The sequence below is a fragment of the Streptomyces dengpaensis genome, from assembly GCF_002946835.1.
GTDB lineage: Bacteria > Actinomycetota > Actinomycetes > Streptomycetales > Streptomycetaceae > Streptomyces > Streptomyces dengpaensis.
Window position 1 is genome coordinate 3,936,297 of the sequence record NZ_CP026652.1, and the last position, 15,854, is coordinate 3,952,150.

The window sequence follows — 15,854 nt, forward strand, 5'->3', positions numbered from 1 at the left end:
CCGCTACCCGGCAGGCTCGAGGAACCCCTGCTCCACCAGCAGCCGGATCTGTGCGGGCGTCCGGTCGCGCAGCAACACCGGGTCCTCGCCGACCAGTTGAGCGATGGCGTCGAGGATGCGGCCCGCGCTCAGCGTGCCGTCGCACACGCCCGCGAAGCCCGCGCCGACCGTGTCCACCTTGGTGGCCCGGCGCATCCCGCGTTGCTGACGCAGCACCACGTGCTCCGGGTCCTCGGCGCCGGGCAGCCCGACCTGCTCCTGGACGACCTCCTCCACGAGCTTGAAGTGCCCGGCGAGCAGGGCCGCGTCGTCGTTCGCCCGCAGATAGTCGACGCGGTCGAAGTGCGCGCGCACGGTGTCACCGAGCGGCTGCTCGACGGGGTGCGGCCACTCCTCGACCGTGATCGAGGGCCCCTCAGCCGCCGTCTTGCGCAGCGTGATCCAGCCGAAGCCGACCGCCTTGACCTTGCGCGCCTCGAACTCGTCCAGCCACGCGTCGTACCGCGCCTCGTACGCGGCCGGGTCGCTGCGGTGGTCGCCCGCGTCCCGCAGCCACAACTCGGCGTACTGCGTGATGTCCTGGACCTCGCGCTGCACGATCCACGCGTCGCACCCGCGCGGCACCCAGGAGCGCAGACGGTCCTGCCAGTCCTCGCCCTCCACGTGCTGCCAGTTGGCCAGAAACTGCGCGTACCCCCCTTCGTTGAGACGGTCCCCCGCCTGCTGAACGAGCGTGCGGCACAGATCGTCCCCGCCCATCCCGCCGTCGCGGTAGGTGAGCCGGGCGCCGGGGGAGATCACGAAGGGCGGGTTCGAGACGATCAGGTCGTACGTCTCGTCGTCGGCGACCGGCTCGAAGAGCGAGCCCTCGCGCAGATCGGCCGCCGGGGCGCCGGAGAGCGCGAGGGTGAGCGCGGTGATGTGCAGCGCGCGGGGGTTGAGGTCGGTCGCGGTCACGCGCGTGGCGTGCTGCGCGGCGTGCAGGGCCTGGATGCCGGAGCCGGTGCCGAGGTCGAGCGCGGAGGCGACGGGCGTACGGACGGTGATGCCGGCGAGGGTCGTGGAGGCCCCACCCACCCCGAGGACGACGCCTTGCTCCCTGCTGCCGATCCCGCCCGCGCCGCCGACGGCGCACCCCAGGTCGGACACGATGAACCAGTCCTCGCCGCCGGGCCCGCCGTACGGCCGGACGTCCACCGTCGCGGCGACCTCGTCCCCGTCCACCCGGGTCAGCCAGCCGCTCTCCAGACAGTCCTCGACCGGCAGGAGGTCCGCCACGCGCGCGTGCGGCACGGGCTGCTGCAGCAGGAAGAGCCGTACGAGTGTCTCCAGCGGCGTGTCCCCACGGGTCGCCCGGAGCGCGGGCACGGTCTCGCTGCGCGCCAGCGCCGCGTACGCGGGGGCGCCGAGCAGCTCGAGCAGTCCGTCGGCGGTGAAGGAGGCGCCCAGCAGGGCGTCCCGCAGCCGAGCGGCGACGTCGAGACGATCGGACGAGGGCAACGGTGACAGGCTGGTATGACTCACGCCCCCATTGTGACCCTCAACCCCGCGGCGCCGCTGTGGGCAGTCGTTCCGCGGGGCCATGGGGCCGGCCCCGGCGCCGTAGAGGCGCAATCAGCGCCCGGCGCCGGGGACCTCGTAGCCGAAGCTCAGCTCTTGGTGCCCGCCGGGGAAGCGGACGCGCTCTTGCAGCTCTCCTGCTGCGCCATCGCCTTGCCGACGTCCCCCTCCTCGAGCGTCTTCAGGGCGTCGTTCCCGCTCTGGCTCAGCTTGTCGAGCTGGGTCGCGATGTCCTTGAGGCCGTCCGCGAACTTGGCCTGGTCCTTGGTGTCGAGCTCGTCGACCTGCTTCTTCAGGTCGGCGTACGACGTGGAGATGCCGTTGAGCTCCTTGACCGCGTTGGTCTGCTTCGTCTCGCCGTTGTCGACGTTCGGCGCTCCCGCCTTGTCGACGGCGGCGCCGATGGCCTTGTAGGCGTCGGACATGTCCTGGAAGGCCTTCGCGTCCGTCTTCTGGACGTTCTCCGGCTTGCTGTTGTCCGAGGTCTCCTTCTGGATCGCGGCGTTGGCGGCCTCGATCTTCGTTGCCTGCGGCTGCACCGCGTCGCAGACCTGCTTGGCCCAGGAATTCAGCTTGTCGTTGTTGTTGTCGCTGCCGCATCCGGACAGCGCCAGTACCAGTACCGCACCGCCGGACAGTGCGGCCGCGAGCTTCTTGTTCACCGGATTGGTCCCTTCCATGGCCTTCGGCCCCGGAAGATACACGCCATGTGGGCCACAACGGCATGTCGAACGTCCGAAAAAACCCATATTTAGCCATTTACTCCAAGCGAGAGAAGGCTCACGGAGAAGGCGTGAACGCACACAGGGCGGGCGGGCAGCGCGCCAATGCGTGCCGCCCGCCCGCCCGTTGACCGGTACCTGACCAGGCACAAGAGTCCGTACCCGGCCAGGTGTGGGACCTGTGAGCTACGAAACCACCGCAGGGTCAGGTGACTTGGACACCCTTTCCGCGTCGTCTTCGTCACCTACGGCGATCCCGCGCCGCTTGGAGATGTACACCGCGCCCACGATCACGAGGATCGCGAGGACGGCGATGAGCACCCGTACAGCCACGCTCTTGTCCTCGCCGAACGAGAATTTGACGACCGCCGGGGCGATCAGCAGCGACACCAGGTTCATCACCTTCAGCAGCGGGTTGATCGCGGGGCCCGCGGTGTCCTTGAACGGGTCGCCGACGGTGTCGCCGATCACCGTCGCGGCATGGGCCTCACTGCCCTTGCCGCCGTGGTGGCCGTCCTCGACGAGTTTCTTCGCGTTGTCCCACGCGCCACCGGAGTTGGCGAGGAAGACCGCCATCAGCGTGCCGGTGCCGATCGCGCCCGCGAGGAACGAACCGAGCGCGCCGACCCCGAGCGTGAACCCGATCGCGATCGGCGTGAGGACGGCGAGCAGGCCGGGCGTAGCGAGCTCGCGCAGCGCGTCCTTGGTGCAGATGTCGACGACGCGCCCGTACTCGGGCTTCTCGGTGTAGTCCATGATCCCGGGGTGATCACGGAACTGCCGCCGCACCTCGTAGACCACGGCCCCGGCGGACCGCGAGACCGCGTTGATCGCAAGCCCCGAGAAGAGGAAGACGACCGCGGCGCCCGCGATGAGACCCACCAGGTTGTTGGGCTGCGAGATGTCCATCATCAGGTTCATCGGCGCGCCGGCGCCGGAGACCTTCTCGCCCACCTCGTTCGCGGCCGAGACGATCGCGTCCCGGTACGAGCCGAAGAGCGCCGCGGCCGCGAGGACGGCAGTGGCGATGGCGATGCCCTTGGTGATGGCCTTGGTGGTGTTGCCCACGGCGTCCAGGTCGGTGAGCACCTGGGCGCCGGCGCCGGTGACATCGCCGGACATCTCGGCGATGCCCTGCGCGTTGTCGGAGACCGGGCCGAAGGTGTCCATGGCGACGATGACGCCGACCGTGGTGAGCAGTCCGGTTCCGGCGAGGGCCACCGCGAAGAGCGCCAGCATGATCGACGTACCGCCGAGCAGAAATGCCCCGTACACGCCGAGGCCGATCAACAGGGCGGTGTAGACGGCCGATTCGAGACCCACGGAGATACCGGCGAGGACGACGGTGGCCGCGCCGGTGAGCGAGGTCTTGCCGATGTCCCGTACGGGACGGCGGGTGGTCTCGGTGAAGTAGCCGGTCAGCTGCTGGATCAGCGCGGCCAGCACGATGCCGATCGCGACGGCGACGATCGCGAGAATCCGCGGATCGCCGTCCTTGGCCTTGATCACCGCGTCCGTGACACCGTCCAGATCGGCGTACTTCGCCGGGAGATAGATGTAGACGGCCGCGGCCACCAGCACCAGCGAGATCACCGCGGAGATGAAGAAGCCGCGGTTGATCGCGGACATGCCACTGCGGTCGGAGCGCCGTGGCGCCACCGCGAAGATGCCGATCATCGCGGTGAGTACGCCGATCGCGGGCACGATCAGCGGGAACGCGAGCCCGGAGTCGCCGAACGCCGCCTTGCCGAGGATCAGCGCGGCGACGAGTGTGACGGCGTACGACTCGAAGAGGTCGGCGGCCATTCCCGCGCAGTCGCCGACGTTGTCGCCCACGTTGTCGGCGATGGTCGCGGCATTGCGCGGATCGTCCTCCGGAATGCCCTTCTCGACCTTGCCGACCAGGTCGGCGCCGACGTCGGCGGCCTTGGTGAAGATGCCGCCGCCGACACGCATGAACATGGCGATCAGCGCGGCCCCGAGGCCGAAGCCCTCCAGGACCTTCGGCGCCTCGGCGGCGTACACGAGCACCACACAAGAGGCGCCCAGCAGACCGAGCCCCACCGTGAACATGCCGACGACGCCGCCCGTGCGGAAAGCGATCTTCATGGCTTTGTGCGAGACGGCGGTGAGATCCTTTTCGGGCTCACCCTCCGCCGGGGTCGCTTCCCTTGCCGCGGCGGCCACGCGGACATTGCTCCGTACGGCGAGCCACATACCGATATAGCCGGTGGTCGCCGAGAACGCCGCGCCGATCAAGAAGAAGATCGATCGGCCCGCGCGCTGATTCCAGTCGTCCGCGGGCAGCAGCATGAGCAGGAAGAACACCACGACGGCGAATACCGCGAGGGTGCGCATCTGGCGCCCCAGGTAGGCATTCGCACCTTCCTGGACCGCCGCCGCGATCTTCTTCATGCTGTCGGTGCCCTCGCCCGCCGCGAGCACCTGGCGCACCAGGATCCCGGCGACTACGAGCGCCGTCAGCGCGACGGCTCCGATGACCATCACGATGAGACGGTTGTCGTCGGTCAGTACTGCGGCTGCGAAGGTTGTGGGTTGGTCAAACTGATGAGGGGTAAAAAGCCCCGCCATTCGTCCTCCTTGACGCCTGTGCTGAGCTCAAGATGTGGACGGATTCTAGGTACCGGAACCTGATCAAAACAGTGGGCGGCAAACAGAATTGCCCTTCACATGCCCTTCAGCGAATGATCGCAGTCCATCCATGGAACCCAAAAGAGGTAATGCCCCAAAAGCGTTGACGCTTGATCAAATGATCGCGTGATTGATCGTGAATGAATTCACGAAAAGGCGGAGCGCGGCCCGGACATGCGAAAAGGGCCCTGCTGAGCAGGGCCCTTCGGGTTTGTTGCGAGGAGACGGGATCGACCACGAGGTCAGGGTCGAGGCCTAGGCCGGGGTCGGGGATGCGGCCGGTCAGGGAAGGAGCGTGGCCGGCGGCGTGGTGGGCCAGCTCATCCTGATCAGTCCGCCGTTCTCCCCGGCGGTGACCTCCACGTCGTCGACAAGGCCGCTGATGACCGCGAGGCCCATGTCGTCCTCCTCGGTCTCCGCGTCCGCGTCACCTGGGGAGGCGCCGGGCACCGACTCACCGGGCGCCGTACGCGGTGCCTCGTCGCCGACCTCGATGGAGAACTGCTTCTCGTCCTCGATCAGCGACACGCGCACCGGCTCTGAGATCCCGCTGCTCTGGTGAAGCCCGACGGCACGGCTGCAGGCCTCACCTACGGCGAGCCTGACCTCGTCGAGTACGGCCTCGTCCACTCCGGCCCTGCGCGCCACCGCTGCCGCCACCAGTCGGGCGGTCCTGACGTGCTCGGGCAGCGCGCTGAAGCGGAGTTCAACGGTGGCCATGCATCCCCCTCTGAACTACGGGCGTGCTGTCAGGGGGCCGGGCCGCCGGCCCGGACCCCCACCTGCTGCGAACCCGGGCCCACGGCCCGGGAAGACCAGTGGTCAGTCGGTGGCGTTGACCGCCTCCTCCACCGAGGTGTGGATCGGGAACACCTTGGTGAGACCAGTAATACGGAAGATCTTGAGAATGCGCTCCTGGTTGCAGACCAGCCGCAGCGAGCCCTCATGGGCCCGTACGCGCTTCAGGCCGCCCACCAGCACGCCGAGCCCAGTGGAGTCGAGGAAGTCCACGCCCTCCATGTCGACGACAAGGTGGAAACTGCCGTCGTTCACCAGCTCGACCAGCTGCTCCCGCAGCTTGGGCGCGGTATATACATCGATTTCGCCGCCGACCTCGACGACCGTACGGTCGCCGTTAGGGCCGGGCACATTGCGAGTCGACAAGGACAGGTCCACGGATCCTCCAGCACCTTGCTATCGAGCGGTCGCCCCATGGGACACCTCGGCAGAGCCCCCTGAACGGTTCGCCAGCCGTGATGGCATTCAATCACTTACCGGCAGGCGCGCACGACGCCTTGGACCCATTGTCCGTCACGCCAGTGACACACTCGATGCCGATGGCCAAGAATCTCCGATCCGGTCGACCCTCGACGGACACCGCTTCCCGCCCCTCGCCAGGCACAATCCTGGACCGGCTCGCCTCGGGACCGAGCCGGGCTTCGCGCATCACTCATACGGAGCACTTGCCCCCGCGCGAGGGTCGCCATGCCGTCTGGCCCGACCGGATCCGCTCCGAGGTCATCGCAGCGGTGCAGGCCGCGGGCATCGAACACCCCTGGGCCCACCAGGCACGCGCCGCCGAGCACGCCCTGGACGGCGAGTCGGTGGTCGTCGCCACGGGCACGGCCTCGGGCAAGTCCCTGGCCTATCTCGTCCCGGTCCTGACCGCCCTCCTGGACGGCTCCGCTGCCCCGAACGGGCGCGGCGCCACCGCCCTGTACCTGGCCCCGACGAAGGCCCTCGCCGCCGACCAGTGGCGTTCCGTGAAGGAACTTTCACAAACTTTGGGCAATGCCATTCGCCCAGCCGTGTACGACGGGGACACTCCGGTCGAAGGACGCGAATGGGTACGTCAGTACGCCAACTACGTCCTGACCAACCCCGACATGCTGCACCGGGGGATATTGCCCTCCCACCCCCGCTGGTCCTCCTTCCTCCGTGCCCTGAAGTACGTCGTCATCGACGAGTGCCACACCTACCGCGGCGTTTTCGGCTCGCATGTCGCCCAGGTGCTGCGCCGTCTGCGCCGCCTGTGCGCCCGCTACGGCGCGTCGCCCGTCTTCCTGCTGGCCTCCGCGACCGCCGCCGAGCCGTCGGTCGCGGCGCGCCGCCTGACCGGGCTCCCCGTGGTCGAGGTCGCCGACGACGCCTCCCCACGCGGGGAACTGGTGTTCGCCCTCTGGGAGCCCCCGCTTACCGAACTGCACGGCGAGAAGGGTGCACCCGTTCGGCGTACCGCGATCGCCGAGACGGCCGACCTGCTGACCGACCTCACCGTCCAGGGTGAACGCTCGATCGCCTTCGTACGGTCCCGGCGCGGCGCCGAGCTGATCTCGGTGATCGCCCAGGAACGCCTCGGCGAGGTCGACCGCGCGCTGGCCCGGCGCGTGGCCGCCTACCGCGGCGGCTACCTCCCCGAGGAACGCCGCGCCCTCGAGCGCGCCCTGCACTCCGGCGAACTCCTCGGCCTCGCCGCCACCACCGCCCTCGAACTCGGCGTCGACGTCTCCGGCCTCGATGCCGTCGTCATCGCCGGCTATCCGGGCACCCGCGCCTCCCTGTGGCAGCAGGCGGGGCGCGCGGGCCGCTCCGGGCAGGGCGCGCTGGCGATCCTCGTCGCCCGCGACGACCCGCTGGACACGTTCCTCGTCCACCACCCCGAGGCCCTGTTCGACCAGCCCGTGGAGTCCACGGTCCTCGACCCCGACAACCCGTACGTCCTCGCCCCGCACCTGTGCGCCGCCGCCGCCGAAATACCCCTCACGGACGACGACCTGGAGCTGTTCGGCCCGGCCACCGCCGACCTGCTGCCGCAGCTGGAGGCCGCGAAACTGCTGCGCCGCCGGACCAAGGCCTGGCACTGGACGCGCCGGGAGCGGGCCGCCGACCTGACCGACATCCGCGGGGGAGGCGGCAACCCGGTGCAGGTCGTCGAGGCCGGGACCGGGCGGCTGCTCGGCACGGTCGACGAGGACGCGGCGCACACGGCGGTCCACGAGGGCGCGGTCCATCTGCACCAGGGCCGTACGTACCTGGTGCGCAAGCTGGACCTGGAGGACTCCGTCGCGCTGGTCGAGGAGGCCAACCCGCCGTATTCGACGGTCGCCCGCGACACGACGTCCATCTCCGTCCTGGAGACCGACATCGAAGTCCCCTGGGGCGAGGGCCGGTTGTGTTATGGCTCCGTCGAGGTCACCAACCAAGTCGTCTCCTTCCTGCGTCGACGTGTCATCACCGGTGAGGTCCTGGGCGAGGGGAAACTCGACCTCCCTCCTCGTACGCTCCGCACGCGCGCCGTCTGGTGGACGGTCACCGAGGACCAGTTGGACGCGGCCCGGATCAACCCGGAGATCCTCGGCGGCGCCCTGCACGCCGCCGAGCACGCGTCGATCGGCATGCTGCCGCTCTTCGCCACGTGCGACCGCTGGGACATCGGCGGCGTCTCCATCCCCCTCCACCCGGACACGCTCCTGCCCACCGTCTTCGTGTACGACGGCCACCCGGGCGGCGCCGGCTTCGCGGAGCGTGCCTTCCACACGGCCCGTGACTGGCTCACCGCCACCCGTCAGGCCATCGCATCCTGCGAGTGCGACGCCGGCTGCCCGTCCTGCATCCAGTCCCCCAAGTGCGGCAACGGGAACGATCCGTTGCACAAGAGGGGGGCTGTACGCCTGCTTACGGAGTTGCTGCGAGCGGCGCCGGAGGACTGAGCGCCGGTGCCGACTCCGGATCCGCCCGGGTGGATTGACCGACGGCGGCTCTGGCGGCGCCCCAGGTTGCGCCGACCGACGGTGACTCCGGATCCGCCCGGGTGGTCCGGCGGGCGGTGGCTCTGGGGCCGCCCCAGGTCGGGCCGGCAGGCGGTGACTCCGGATCCGCCCGGAGCGCTCGCGCAGGCGGGCGAGGATCGACCGGCCCCGCAGGTCCCGCCCTGGACCTGACCTCCGCAGCGAACGGCCCCTTCCCCGACGCCGCCGTCACGTCCGAGATCTCGCCCTCGACCGCGCACCGGACGAGTCGTGCGCGCTGCGTCCGTGCCACCCGGTCCGCCTGGGCGCAGGCCGCCGTACTTCCATTCATCCAGTGGTCCGCCGCCGCGAGTGCCGCCAAGTCGGCCGCCCCCGCCGCACGGTGGCGAACCACGACGGCCTGCCCCATGGCCAGAACCGCCCCGAACACGACACACAGCACGGCGATCGCCCCGACGGTCCAGACGGTCGCCGATCCTCTGTCTGAGGGCGCCGGTCCGCCGTCGGCGAAGGCGGCCCGTGCCTCCCCAAGGGTCCGCCCGGCCCGGGGGACCCACACGGCCCGGAGGACCCGTACGGCCCAGGGAACCCGCCCCGCTCGGCGGACCCGCCCGACCCAACCACCTCCCGTCATCCCCCCACCACCCCCACCGTCTCCTCCGCCAGAGCCACCGCTTCGTGGCTCAGCTCCACGGACAGCGCATCGGGACCCGGCGCGCTCGCGGTGACAGTCACCCGGACCAGGCCGTCCTCCCGGTTCACCGTGATCTTCGCGCCGCGCGGTGCGGCGCGGCGGGCCGTCGCCAGGACCACGTCGGGCGGGTCCTGGCGCGCCGCCGCCCGGGCGCCCGCCCTCGCCGCGTCCACACACTGGATCTGCGCGGACGCGGCGAGCAGGGCCCAGACCAGCGCCATGCCGACGAGCACCAGCGAGGGCAGCACCACAGCGGCCTCGGCGGTCACGAATCCACGGTCCCGATACCGAGCCGGGCCGCCGGGCGCCCGTTCACATCTGGACATTCAGCGCCCGCCCCACGATGCCCTGCAGCTCCTCGCCGACCTGCCCGCTCGTCACCACCTTGTAGAGCGCTGCCGCGAAGGCCACCGCGGCAATGACCCCCACCGCGTACTCGGAGGTAACCATTCCCGCGTCTCCGCGCACCCGGCGGAGCAGCCATGCCCGCACCACCTGTGCACGTCCTCGTACCAGACCTCGTACCGTCTTGCGCATTTCAACCCCCGTAAGGTTCAGCCCTGTTGGCCACTTGTCACGTGCTGTCGGTCACTTGCAGTTGGTCAGTCGCTGTCGATCACTTGTCGTTCACCGCATGCCGTCGCGGTCACCGTCGCCCGTCATCCACCACCTCCTCCCAACAGCCCGTCGGCCAGCCCGATCACCACGGGCAGCACACCGATCGCGATGAAGGCGGGCAGAAAACACAGGCCCACAGGAGCGGTGACCATGACGGCCGCCCGGCGTGCGCGCGCCGTCGCGGTACGCCCCCACTCGGCGCGGGCCTCCGCCGCGAGACGCCCGACCGGCACGGCCGCCGGTACGCCCGACTCGCCCGCCCTCTCCAGCAGCCGCGCCAACGCCCGGGCCCCCGGTATCGATGCCAACCTCCGCCACGCCTCGGCCGGTTCGCCGCCGAGCCGCACCTCCGCCGCGCCCCGCGCCAGCCGCTCCCCGACGGGCCCACCGAGGGCCTCGCCCACGGCCTGGGCCGCCACTACGGGGCCCGCACCGGCTGCGATGCAGGCCGCCACCAGGTCGGCCGCGAGCGGGAGTTGCCGGGCGGACCATGCCGAGTCGTACTCCTCCGCCGGCGCGGATCGACGCCGTCGGCGCCACCGCCAGACCCCGAACCCGGCCGCCAGCCCCACCAGAACCCCGGCAAGACCGCCGACCAGCACCCAGCCGGCGCATACGACACCCGCCACCGGCAACCACCGCCGCGTCCCGTCCCGTACCGCGAACCTCCGCCGCGCCGCAGGCGCCCGCTCCAGGGCCAGTAACTCCGCCAACCTGCCGCGCGCCCGCCGCTCGCGGCGCGCCGCCCCGAGCGACTGGACGAGCCACCCGAGCGCCAGCGCCCCGCACACCACCGCCCCCAGCCTGTGGACAACTTCCGCACTCATGCCGTCTCCGCTCCCCTCACGATGCGCAGCGCCCACCACAGCCCCACGCCCTCCAACACCCCTCCGGCCAGCAGGCAGCCCAGTCCGGGGCCGGTGTGCAGCAGCACGTGCAGCGGATCGGCGCCCAGCGCTGTGCCGAGGAGGAGTCCCAGGACCGGCAGTCCCGCGAGCATCACCGCCGTCGACCGTGATCCCGCCAATTGGGCGCGTAGATCGGCTCGTTGGTCCCGCTCCGCACGCAGTGCACCCTCCAAGCGGTCCAGCCCCGCCGCCAGGCCCGCTCCCCGGTCCACCGCCACGCGCCAGCACGCGGCGAGCCCCACCAGCCCGTCGGCCCCCGGCTGACGTGCCGCATCGGTGAGCGAGCCCGGCACATCCCCGCCGAACCTCGCCGCCGCCAGCACGAACGCCTGCGCCTCGCCGAGCCCGCCCGAGTCGCGTGCGGCCCGCAGCAGCGCCTCGCCCGGCTGCCGCCCGGCCCGCACCTCCCCAGCGAGGGCCCCGCACAGGGCGATCACCGCATCGCCCCGGCGCTCCCGCTCGCGCCGCGCCTCCCCGGCCCGCCGTACTCGCCTGAGCAGCGGCACTCCCGCCGCCCCGAGGAGCAGAGGCACCACGGACGCGCCCAGCAGTGCGATCACCAACCCGGCAGCCACCGACCACCCTTCGGCCCGCAGCCGCCCCCGCACCCGCCGCCATGCTGCGAGCGCCTTCTCCCACGGCGGCGGACCGGGCGCCACGACTCCGCCGCCCGCGCACAGCGACCGCGCCCTGCGCGCCCCCGAGTCCCAGCCGCCCATCAACCAGGCCGCCGCCCCGGCGCACGCCATGGCCGCCCCCACCGACATCCCGCCGATCTCCGTCACGCCAGACCACTCCCCTCGGCCCCGTCCCGAAGCAGCCCCCGCAGCCGCTCCCACCCCCGCTCGTACGCGAACGCCTCCGCGCCCCACCGCAGCGCTGGGACCGTCACCACCAGCCCGGACGGATCGCGCTCCAGCACATGCACCTCGGCGATCCGCCGCCGCCCGGCCCGATCGCGTACGAGATGCAGGACCACGGACAACGCCGCCGCCAACTGGCTGTGCAGAGCGGCCCTGTCGAGCCCGGCGGCGGTGCCCAGTGCCTCCAGGCGGGCCGGGACCTGCGCCGCCGCGTTCGCGTGCACGGTGCCGCAGCCGCCCTCGTGGCCGGTGTTGAGCGCGGCCAGCAGGGAGACGACCTCCGGTCCGCGCACCTCTCCGACGACCAGCCGGTCCGGTCTCATGCGCAGGGCCTGACGGACCAGGTCCTGGAGCGCGACGAGCCCGACACCCTCCTGATTGGCGGGCCGCCCCTCCAGGCGCACCACATGGGGATGGTCGGGCCGCAGTTCCGCCGAGTCCTCGGCGAGCACGATCCGCTCCCCGGGGCCGACCAGCCCCAGCAGCGCACTCAACAGCGTCGTCTTCCCGGAACCGGTGCCTCCGCTGATCAGGAAGGACAGCCGGGCCTCCAGCAGGGCTCTGAGCACCCGGTCCCCGCCGGGCGGCACCGTCCCCGCCGCCACCAACTCGTCGAGCGTGAACGCACGCGGCCGTACGACCCGCAGGGACAGGCAGGTGGAGCCGACGGCGACCGGTGGCAGCACCGCGTGCAGGCGGGTCCCGTCCGGCAGCCGCGCGTCCACCCAGGGGCGTGCGTCGTCCAGCCGTCGTCCGGCCACGGCCGCGAGGCGCTGCGCTAGGCGTCGTACGGCCGCCGCGTCCGGAAAGGAGACGGCCGTCAGCTCCAGGCCGCCGCCCCGGTCCACCCACACCCGGTCCGGCGCGGACACCAGGACATCGGTCACCGACGGGTCCGCGAGCAACGGTTCCAGTGGACCGCTGCCGACCAGCTCGGAGCGCAACCGCTCAGCCGCGCCGAGGACTTCGGCGTCCCCGAGCACCCGCCCCTGCTCGCGCAGCGCCTGCGCCACGCGCGCGGGTGTCGGCTCGGAGCCGCTCTCGGCGAGCCATTGCCGTACGCCGTCCAGCAGGCCCGTACGCCCGTACGGCCCTCCGGCGCCCTCCGTCGCCGTACGTCCCTGCAGGCCCGCCCCGCAGTCCATCCCCGTGGCGGCGTCCCAGCTCATACGCCCCCGCCTTCCACCGGAACCCGCTTCCAGAAGGCGGCGCAGAACCGGGCCAGCGGCCCTCGCGCCACTCCGCCGGGCGGCGGCCCCCCGTCCAACGGCGAGGATTCGGCGGGCACTTCGCCGACCAGGGGCAGTCCGAGCAGCCGGGCCACCTCGCGGTCGTCGAGGCCCGGCGCGTAGGGACCGCGCACGGCGACCCGTAGATCGCGCAGGACCATGCCGACCGCGGACGCCACCCGTCCGGCCGCCGCGATCGAACGCAGGTCGGCCGGGACCACCAGGACTCCCAGGTCGAGCTGGGCGAGTGCCTCGGCGACACCCTCGTCGATCCGGCGGGGCAGGTCGACGACCACCGCGCCGCCGCGTCGTCTGGCGGCGGCCAGCACCGCTCGTACGGCTTGCGGCGGAATGGTGACGGAGTCACCGCGATCCCAGCTCAGGAACCGCAGCCCGTGCAGTTCGGGCAGCGACTCCTCCAGCGCGCCGCCGCCGACCCGGCCGCGGGACGCGGCGAACGCCGGCCAGCGCAGACCTTCGGCCGCCTCGCCGCCCAGGAGTACGTCGAGTCCGCCGCCCAGCGGATCGGCGTCCACGAGCAGGGTGCGCCGCCCCTCGCGCGCCGAGGTGATGGCGAGCGCGCAGGCCAGCGTGGAGGCTCCGGCCCCGCCACGGCCGCCGAGCACGCCGACCGTGAGGGCGGGCCTGCCGACGCCTTCGGCCACGTCGGCGATGCGGTCGACCAGCCACTGCTCGCCATCGGGCAGCACCAGGACATGGTCGGCACCGATCTCGACGGCCCGCTGCCAGACGCCCGAGTCGTCCTGGTCCCGACCGACCAGCACCACTCCGCGTCTGCGCGATGCCCCGCGCACGCGCCGCGCGGCATCGTCGCCGACGAGGACGAGAGGTGCCGCCTCCCAGCCGCCTCTGCGCTCCGGAACCCCGTGGTGGACCTCCGGCCTGGCGCCCGCCGCCGCGCACAGGCGCAACAGGTCGTCAAGGAGTTCCGCGTCTTCAGTAACGATCAACGGTCCGCCCTGCCGCCCCTCGGCGGCGGGCGGCCGGTCATGTGTGATGGCTCCCGCCACGATCTCCAGCCCCCTTCGCTGCTTCCGCTGCTTCCTGCGCGGGGCCCTCTGCGACCCCGCGATTCCCGCTCGTCCGAAGAACCGGCAAGCGGCCTCCATATGAACGGCCGATACGAACCGGCCAAACGCGCCCGGCAAACGGAACCGGCCATGTACTTGCCGCGAGGAACTCGCCGCGAGCGGAGCGCGCAGGAATCACGGTGCAGCGATCCCGGAAATCGTGTGGATCTTGGTCGATAAGCGTGGACAACTCAGTGGATGTGAATATCGCCTTCACCCATACCGGTGACCCTCGCGCAACTTCCGCAGAGCAGCCCCACGGATACACACAGTGACGGATCATGAGCGTGCGAAGAGAGCGGCCACAGCGGTGACGAGACGGGTCCGAGGCCGCGCAAGAGAGGGGAAAACCCATCCGGACATGCGACGACCCCCGCCGGGGGGGAGAGCGGGGGTCGTCCCCACGGCCGACTCGGGGGGGGAGGAGTCGGACCGGGTTAGCACGGTCGCGAACGATCCGTGACTTCCATGGTGTACCCGAGAGCCCTCTCAGGCAAACCCACGCGCCTCACCTTACGCCGAATGGTGGGCCCCTATGCTCAAGCTCGTGGAAAACCACTCCTTGCCTCGCACAGCAGCCTTCTTTGACCTGGACAAGACGGTCATTGCGAAGTCGAGCACGCTCACGTTCAGCAAGTCGTTCTACCAAGGCGGCCTGATCAACCGCAGGGCCGCGTTGCGTACCGCATATGCCCAGTTCGTGTTCCTGGCTGGCGGCGCCGACCACGACCAGATGGAGCGGATGCGCAAGTACCTGTCCGCGATGTGCCGCGGCTGGAACGTCCAGCAGGTCAAGGAGATCGTCGCCGAGACGCTGCACGACCTGATCGACCCGATCATCTACGACGAGGCCGCGTCCCTCATCGAGGAGCACCACACCGCCGGGCGCGACGTGGTGATCGTGTCCACGTCCGGAGCAGAGGTGGTCGAGCCGATCGGCGAACTGCTCGGCGCCGACCGCGTGGTGGCGACCCGCATGGTCGTGGGCGAGGACGGCTGCTTCACCGGCGAAGTGGAGTATTACGCGTACGGGCCGACGAAGGCCGAGGCGGTCAAGGAGCTGGCCGTGTCCGAGGGGTACGACCTCGCACGCTGCTACGCCTACAGCGATTCGGTCACCGACCTGCCGATGCTGGAGTCCGTCGGCCATCCGCACGCGGTGAATCCGGACCGCGCGCTGCGCCGCGCCGCACTCGCCCGTTCGTGGCCGATTCTGGACTTCCACCGTCCGGTGCGCCTGAAGCAGCGGCTGCCCGCACTGTCCGTACCGCCCCGACCGGCACTCGTCGCCGTGGCCGCCATAGGCGCGGCGGCGGCCACCGCGGGGCTCGTCTGGTACGCCAGCCGACGACGCGGGATGGCGATGTGAGCACGTCACAGCTGCACCGACAGCACATTCACGCCCGGTTCGCACCCGTTTGAACCTAAAAGTAAAGAAGTGCAGCCAGGACTTCCGCTTCCTCAGGGCCTGGAGTACAAAGGGTTTAACGGCCCGCGAGACCAAGGACATCCGAGAGGATCACCTTTAACCGCAACCAATGGCCCCACGGACCGAGCATGAACATCGAGCACCCACGCGACGTCGACCCGTCGATTACGGGCCAGCCGCACCAGGTGACGGGCGGAGTTCCCGACCTGATGGGCAATATATCGAGGACGCTTGGTAACCCGGTGAACGTGCCAGCGGCGGTACGGAAACTCGTACCGCCGCAACCCTGTCCAGAGAGTTTTCGCCCTCTTCGTAGAGGGCGATTTTGTTGTGGAGGCG

14 protein-coding genes are annotated in these 15,854 nt (G+C 71.0%); 2 read left to right on the forward strand and 12 right to left on the reverse strand.

Annotated elements, in window-relative coordinates:
- Positions 1-3 precede the first annotated feature (3 nt).
- The 5 genes from C4B68_RS18025 to bldG form a co-directional block, all read right to left on the reverse strand.
- On the reverse strand, positions 4-1,524 hold the full coding sequence (locus tag C4B68_RS18025) for a DUF7059 domain-containing protein (protein ID WP_099504942.1): 1,521 nt from the start codon (positions 1,522-1,524) through the stop codon (positions 4-6).
- Between the two features lie 125 nt (positions 1,525-1,649).
- Positions 1,650-2,240, reverse strand: coding sequence for a small secreted protein (locus C4B68_RS18030; RefSeq protein ID WP_099504943.1), 591 nt, complete (start codon positions 2,238-2,240; stop codon positions 1,650-1,652).
- Between the two features lie 228 nt (positions 2,241-2,468).
- On the reverse strand, positions 2,469-4,874 hold the full coding sequence (locus tag C4B68_RS18035) for a sodium-translocating pyrophosphatase (RefSeq protein WP_099504944.1): 2,406 nt from the start codon (positions 4,872-4,874) through the stop codon (positions 2,469-2,471).
- Positions 4,875-5,216: 342 nt separating this feature from the next.
- A complete protein-coding gene (locus C4B68_RS18040) occupies positions 5,217-5,654 on the reverse strand; it encodes an ATP-binding protein (RefSeq protein ID WP_099504945.1) in 438 nt (145 codons plus the stop codon).
- A gap of 102 nt (positions 5,655-5,756) precedes the next feature.
- Entirely contained in the window at positions 5,757-6,110 is a 354-nt protein-coding gene (gene bldG / locus C4B68_RS18045; RefSeq protein ID WP_099504946.1) for an anti-sigma factor antagonist BldG, read from the reverse strand.
- Between the two features lie 80 nt (positions 6,111-6,190).
- Here bldG and C4B68_RS18050 point away from each other — a divergent pair, with 80 nt between their 5' ends.
- Positions 6,191-8,644: a DEAD/DEAH box helicase gene (locus C4B68_RS18050; RefSeq protein WP_099504947.1), complete on the forward strand. Its 2,454-nt coding sequence runs from the start codon at positions 6,191-6,193 to the stop codon at positions 8,642-8,644.
- On the opposite strand, the gene C4B68_RS44750 is transcribed toward C4B68_RS18050, so the two are convergent.
- From C4B68_RS44750 to ssd, 7 genes are all read right to left on the reverse strand, one after another.
- Positions 8,610-9,317, reverse strand: a complete 708-nt coding sequence (locus tag C4B68_RS44750; protein WP_373682258.1) for an Rv3654c family TadE-like protein — start codon at positions 9,315-9,317, stop codon at positions 8,610-8,612. The two genes, C4B68_RS18050 and C4B68_RS44750, sit on opposite strands and share 35 nt — an antisense overlap.
- Positions 9,314-9,703 (reverse strand): TadE family type IV pilus minor pilin, encoded by a 390-nt coding sequence (locus tag C4B68_RS18060; protein WP_099504948.1) that lies wholly within the window; start codon positions 9,701-9,703, stop codon positions 9,314-9,316. The genes C4B68_RS44750 and C4B68_RS18060 overlap by 4 nt, the downstream gene beginning before the upstream one ends.
- Complete coding sequence (locus C4B68_RS18065) at positions 9,690-9,914, reverse strand: DUF4244 domain-containing protein (protein WP_099504949.1); 225 nt, start codon at positions 9,912-9,914, stop codon at positions 9,690-9,692. Before C4B68_RS18065 ends, C4B68_RS18060 begins: the two co-directional genes overlap by 14 nt.
- Positions 9,915-10,036: 122 nt before the next feature.
- Positions 10,037-10,822, reverse strand: coding sequence for a type II secretion system F family protein (locus C4B68_RS18070; RefSeq protein ID WP_099504950.1), 786 nt, complete (start codon positions 10,820-10,822; stop codon positions 10,037-10,039).
- Positions 10,819-11,670 (reverse strand): type II secretion system F family protein, encoded by an 852-nt coding sequence (locus C4B68_RS18075; RefSeq protein ID WP_099504982.1) that lies wholly within the window; start codon positions 11,668-11,670, stop codon positions 10,819-10,821. Before C4B68_RS18075 ends, C4B68_RS18070 begins: the two co-directional genes overlap by 4 nt.
- A 14-nt stretch (positions 11,671-11,684) precedes the next feature.
- Positions 11,685-12,935, reverse strand: coding sequence for a TadA family conjugal transfer-associated ATPase (locus tag C4B68_RS18080; RefSeq protein ID WP_240634392.1), 1,251 nt, complete (start codon positions 12,933-12,935; stop codon positions 11,685-11,687).
- Positions 12,932-14,026, reverse strand: a complete 1,095-nt coding sequence (ssd, locus tag C4B68_RS18085) for a septum site-determining protein Ssd (protein WP_099504951.1) — start codon at positions 14,024-14,026, stop codon at positions 12,932-12,934. Before ssd ends, C4B68_RS18080 begins: the two co-directional genes overlap by 4 nt.
- A gap of 595 nt (positions 14,027-14,621) precedes the next feature.
- On the opposite strand from ssd, the gene C4B68_RS18090 reads away from it, so the two are divergent.
- Complete coding sequence (locus C4B68_RS18090; RefSeq protein WP_099504952.1) at positions 14,622-15,455, forward strand: HAD family hydrolase; 834 nt, start codon at positions 14,622-14,624, stop codon at positions 15,453-15,455.
- The last annotated feature ends 399 nt before the right edge of the window (positions 15,456-15,854 follow it).